Source organism: Pseudomonas sp. NPDC088885 (assembly GCF_044750025.1).
Taxonomy (GTDB): Bacteria; Pseudomonadota; Gammaproteobacteria; order Pseudomonadales; family Pseudomonadaceae; genus Aquipseudomonas; species Aquipseudomonas rustica.
This window is the reverse complement of the sequence record NZ_JBIVJB010000131.1, coordinates 1-4,797: the sequence shown is the minus strand read 5'-3', so window position 1 is coordinate 4,797 and position 4,797 is coordinate 1. Positions and strand designations below refer to the sequence as shown.

Genomic DNA, 4,797 nt, shown 5'->3' with positions numbered 1-4,797 from the left:
ATGAGCTGGCCAAGCACATCGACGTCTCCCTGCGTTGTCCCTGCACGCACCGAATGACGCATTGCGTAACCAATTGGTGCCGATCAACAAGAAATATCCGCTTAAGATGCTGCTCGAGTCGTGCCAGCGCTACATGTCGTCCCTGGGCGAAAAACGTGTGCTGACCATCGAGTACACCTTGCTCAAAGACATCAACGACAAGGTTGAACACGCCGTTGAGATGGTCGAGCTGCTGAAAAACATTCCGTGCAAGATCAACCTGATTCCGTTCAACCCGTTCCCGCATTCCGGGTACGAGCGTCCGAGCAACAACGCGATTCGTCGTTTCCAGGATCAGTTGCATCAGGCCGGTTTCAACGTCACTGTTCGCACCACCCGTGGTGAAGACATCGACGCCGCATGTGGTCAATTGGTAGGGCAGGTGCTGGATCGCACCCGTCGCAGCGAACGTTATATCGCCGTGCGTGAGTTGAACGCCGACAGCGATCTGGCACAGAACGCCGCGAACACTAACTAAGAGAGGATCTCTATGTCCCTGCGCTTTGCGCTGCTGTTGCTGTTGGCCAGCCTGTGTGCTGGTTGTGTCCTGTCGGGTGACTACAACCCGATGAAGACCAGCAAGGGCCGCGATGAAGCGCGGGCTGCGTACGTGCAGTTGGGACTGGGATACTTGCAACAAGGCATGACCGAGCGGGCGAAGGTGCCGTTGAAGAAGGCGCTGGAACTCGACAGTTCGGATCCAGACGCCAATGCCGCGCTCGGTTTGGTGTTTCAAGCCGAAATGGAGCCTGCACTGGCCGACGAGCATTTCCGCAAGGCCTTGTCCTCGCGTCCCGCCGATGCCCGTATCCTCAACAACTACGGCAGTTTTCTCTACGAAGAACAGCGTTATAAAGAAGCCTACGAGCGTTTTGAACAGGCGGCCGCCGATACCCTGTATCCTGAGCGCTCGCGTGTGTTCGAGAACCTCGGCATGACGGCGTCGAAACTCGGTCAGCGTGATGTCGCGCAGCAGCAACTGGAAAAAGCCTTGCGGCTGAACCGTCAACAACCGCGCGCATTGCTGGAAATGGCTGAGTTGTCCTTCGAAGACAGGCATTATGTGCCCGCGCGTGACTATTACGACCGTTTCAGCCTGCTGACCGAACAAAATGCACGTAGTCTATTGCTCGGCGTTCGGCTGGCAAAAGTGTTTGAAGATCGCGACAAGGCCGCCAGTTATGGCCTGCAATTAAAACGACTCTATCCCGGTACGCCGGAATATCAGCAATACCTGTCGGAGCAATGATGAAAGCGGCGCATCCCGAAGTTGTAGCAGCGAATCGCGTTAACCCCGGTGAGACCCTGCGCCAGGCCCGCGAAAGCAATGGCTGGTCGCTGGCCGAAGTGGCCCTCAAGCTCAACCTCACCGTGACGTCTCTGGGCAATCTTGAAGCCGGTGCTTTCGACAAGCTGCCGGGGCATACCTTTGCTCGCGGTTACATTCGCGCGTATGCCAAATTGCTCGGCATGGATCAGACCGTTCTGGTTCAGCAGTTCGACCAGTCCACCGGCACCGACTCCCAAGGCAGCAACGTTCACGCCTTGGGCCGTATCGAAGAGCCTGTGCGGGTTTCCCACACTATTTTGCGCATCGTCAGCCTGTTGTTGCTGATCGCGGTCATCGGCGGTGGTTTCGTCTGGTGGCAGGATCAGACCTCGCTGCGTACCAAGGACTTCACCAGCCTGACGCCGGAACACGTTGAAGTCGAAGGCGCCGACGGCACCACGCAGATTCACCCGATCGACGAGCCGGAAGACCAGGCGGTCGCCGAAGGTCAGGCCGAGGGCGCGACCGCTCTGGCGCTGCCGCAATCGGAAACCACCGCGGAATCCACCGGAGCCGAAGCCGCTGCTCCTGCGACATCGACTGCGCCAGCAACGCCGACCGCTCCAGCGGTTGCGCCGACTGCGCCGGTTCACACGCCAGCGCCAGTGGTTGCCACCCCGGCAACACCTGCTCCGGCTGTGCCTGCCACACCAGCACCAACCACGACTGCACCGATCGCCCCGAACGTGGCTCCAGTGGCACCAGTGGCTGGCGAAGGTCAGGTTTCAATGCAGTTCGTTGCCGATTGCTGGACGCAAGTCACCGATGGCAGCGGCAAAGTGTTGTTCAGTGGTCTCAAGCGTAAGGGCGACAGCCTCGCCGTTGCCGGCAAGCCACCGTTTGCCGTCCGCCTGGGCTACGCTCGCGGCGCGCAGGTCAGCTACAACGGCCAGCCGGTCGATGTCGCTCCGTTCACCAGTGGCGAGACTGCTCGCCTGAAGTTGGGTCAATAAGTCATGCACGGCGAATCTCCAATCAAACGTCGCGTTTCGCGCAAGATCTGGGTCGGCAACGTACCGGTGGGCGGCGATGCGCCGATCGCTGTGCAGAGCATGACCAACAGCGACACCAATGACGTTGCCGCCACTGTTGCGCAAATCAATCGTCTGGAAGCCGCCGGCGTCGACATCGTCCGCGTATCGGTACCGGACATGGACGCCGCCGAGGCGTTCGGCAAGATCAAACAACTGGTCAAAGTGCCGTTGGTTGCCGACATCCACTTCGACTACAAGATCGCTCTGCGCGTAGCCGAATTGGGCGTTGATTGCCTGCGCATCAACCCGGGCAACATCGGTCGCGAAGACCGTGTTCGTGCTGTGGTCGATGCCGCGCGTGATCGCGGGATCCCGATCCGCATCGGCGTCAACGCCGGCTCGCTGGAAAAAGACCTGCAAAAGAAATACGGCGAGCCGACCCCAGCCGCGCTGGTTGAGTCTGCTCTGCGCCACGTTGAACACCTCGAACGCCTGAATTTCCAAGACTTCAAGGTCAGCGTGAAGGCCTCCGACGTATTTATGGCCGTCGAAGCCTACCGCTTGCTGGCGAAAGAAATCGTCCAGCCGCTGCACCTGGGCATCACCGAAGCCGGTGGATTGCGTTCGGGCACAGTGAAATCCGCCGTGGGCCTAGGTATGCTGCTCGCCGAAGGGATTGGCGATACTATCCGCATCTCGCTGGCGGCCGATCCGGTCGAGGAAGTGAAGGTCGGTTACGACATTCTCAAGTCTTTGCATCTTCTTTACCGTTGCATCAACTTCATCGCCTGCCCGAGTTGCTCGCGGCAGAACTTCGATGTGGTGAAAACCATGAACGAGCTGGAAGGGCGCCTTGAAGACCTGCTGGTGCCGCTGGATGTCGCAGTAATCGGTTGTGTGGTCAACGGCCCCGGCGAAGCCAAGGAAGCCCATATCGGCTTGACCGGCGGCACGCCAAACCTGATTTACATCGACGGCAAGCCGGCGCAGAAACTGACGAATGACAATCTGGTGGACGAGCTGGAAAGGCTGATCCGCCAGAAAGCGGCCGAAAAGGTCGAAGCTGACGCTGCCGTAATTGCGCGCGGCTGACCCTGACTGAAGAGCCGAACGAATTTAAGGATTTAAAGTGAGCAAGTCATTGCAAGCCATTCGTGGCATGAACGACATCCTGCCCGAACAGACTCCCCTGTGGCGTTATTTAGAGGGCACCGTTGCGCGTCTGCTGGATAACTACGGTTACAAGCAGATCCGCATGCCGATCGTCGAGTTCACCGAGCTGTTCAAGCGCTCGATCGGTGAAGTGACCGACATCGTCGAAAAAGAGATGTACACCTTCGAAGACCGCAACGGCGACTCCCTGACCCTGCGTCCGGAAGGCACTGCGGCATGCGTGCGTGCGGTGCTTGAGCACGGCATCACCGGCGGTGGCCAGGTGCAGAAACTCTGGTACATCGGCCCGATGTTCCGCCACGAGCGTCCGCAGAAAGGCCGTTATCGTCAGTTCCACCAGATCGGTCTGGAGGTGTTCAACCTCGACGGTCCGGACATCGACGCCGAGCTGATCATCATGACCTGGCGCCTGTGGGGCGAGCTGGGTATCCGTGATGCGGTCAAACTTGAACTCAATAGCCTCGGCACCAGCGAGTCCCGTGGCCGTTATCGTGAAGCGCTGGTCGAGTATCTCTCGGCGCACCACGACAAGCTCGACGAAGACAGTCAGCGTCGTCTGAAAACCAACCCGCTGCGCGTGCTCGACACGAAAAATGCCGACACTCAAGCGGTGCTGGTCGATGCGCCGAAGATGGCCGACTACCTCGATGAAGAGTCCCGTGCACACTTCGAAGGTCTGAAATCGCGTCTGGATGCCGTCGGCATTCCGTACGTGCTCAATCCGAAGCTGGTGCGTGGCCTCGATTACTACAGCAAAACCGTTTTCGAATGGGTCACCGACAAGCTCGGCGCCCAGGGCACTGTTTGCGCGGGCGGTCGTTACGACGGTCTGGTCGAGCAAATGGGCGGCAAGCCGACCACCGGCGTTGGTTTCGCCATGGGCATCGAGCGTCTGGTGTTGATGCTCGAAACGCTGGAGCAGATCCCGGAAGAAATCTCCCGTCAGGTTGATGTCTATCTGTGCGCATTCGGCGAAGAAGCCGAGCTGGCCGGTCTGGCCCTGGCTGAACGGGTTCGCGATCAACTTCCAAACCTGCGCCTGCAACTCAATGCCGGCGCCGGCAGCTTCAAAAGCCAGTTCAAGAAAGCCGACAAGAGCGGTGCGCTGTACGCACTGATCCTCGGTGACGACGAAATGGCCCAGCAAGTGGTAGGTTTCAAACCCCTGCGTGGTCAGGGCGAACAACAAAACATTGCCTGGGTTGCGCAAGGCCCTCACCTTGCCACCTGCGTCGTGCAGGGTTGAAGCTTTAAAAAAAGCCGATTTATCGATTAATGAGG

Annotated in this window: 4 protein-coding genes and 1 pseudogene; all 5 read left to right on the top strand. The window is 59.0% G+C overall.

The window, feature by feature from the left end; genetic code table 11:
* Window positions 1–517 (top strand): annotated as a pseudogene (locus tag ACIP1X_RS26330) (23S rRNA (adenine(2503)-C(2))-methyltransferase RlmN); the annotation flags it as partial.
* Between the two features lie 12 nt (window positions 518–529).
* Window positions 530–1,288 (top strand): type IV pilus biogenesis/stability protein PilW, encoded by a 759-nt coding sequence (pilW, locus tag ACIP1X_RS26325; RefSeq protein ID WP_400755744.1) that lies wholly within the window; start codon window positions 530–532, stop codon window positions 1,286–1,288.
* Window positions 1,288–2,322, top strand: coding sequence for a RodZ domain-containing protein (locus tag ACIP1X_RS26320; protein ID WP_400755743.1), 1,035 nt, complete (start codon window positions 1,288–1,290; stop codon window positions 2,320–2,322). The genes pilW and ACIP1X_RS26320 overlap by 1 nt, the downstream gene beginning before the upstream one ends.
* Before the next feature lie 3 nt (window positions 2,323–2,325).
* Complete coding sequence (gene ispG / locus ACIP1X_RS26315) at window positions 2,326–3,435, top strand: flavodoxin-dependent (E)-4-hydroxy-3-methylbut-2-enyl-diphosphate synthase (protein ID WP_400755742.1); 1,110 nt, start codon at window positions 2,326–2,328, stop codon at window positions 3,433–3,435.
* Between the two features lie 37 nt (window positions 3,436–3,472).
* Window positions 3,473–4,762: a histidine--tRNA ligase gene (gene hisS, locus ACIP1X_RS26310; RefSeq protein ID WP_400755741.1), complete on the top strand. Its 1,290-nt coding sequence runs from the start codon at window positions 3,473–3,475 to the stop codon at window positions 4,760–4,762.
* The last annotated feature ends 35 nt before the right edge of the window (window positions 4,763–4,797 follow it).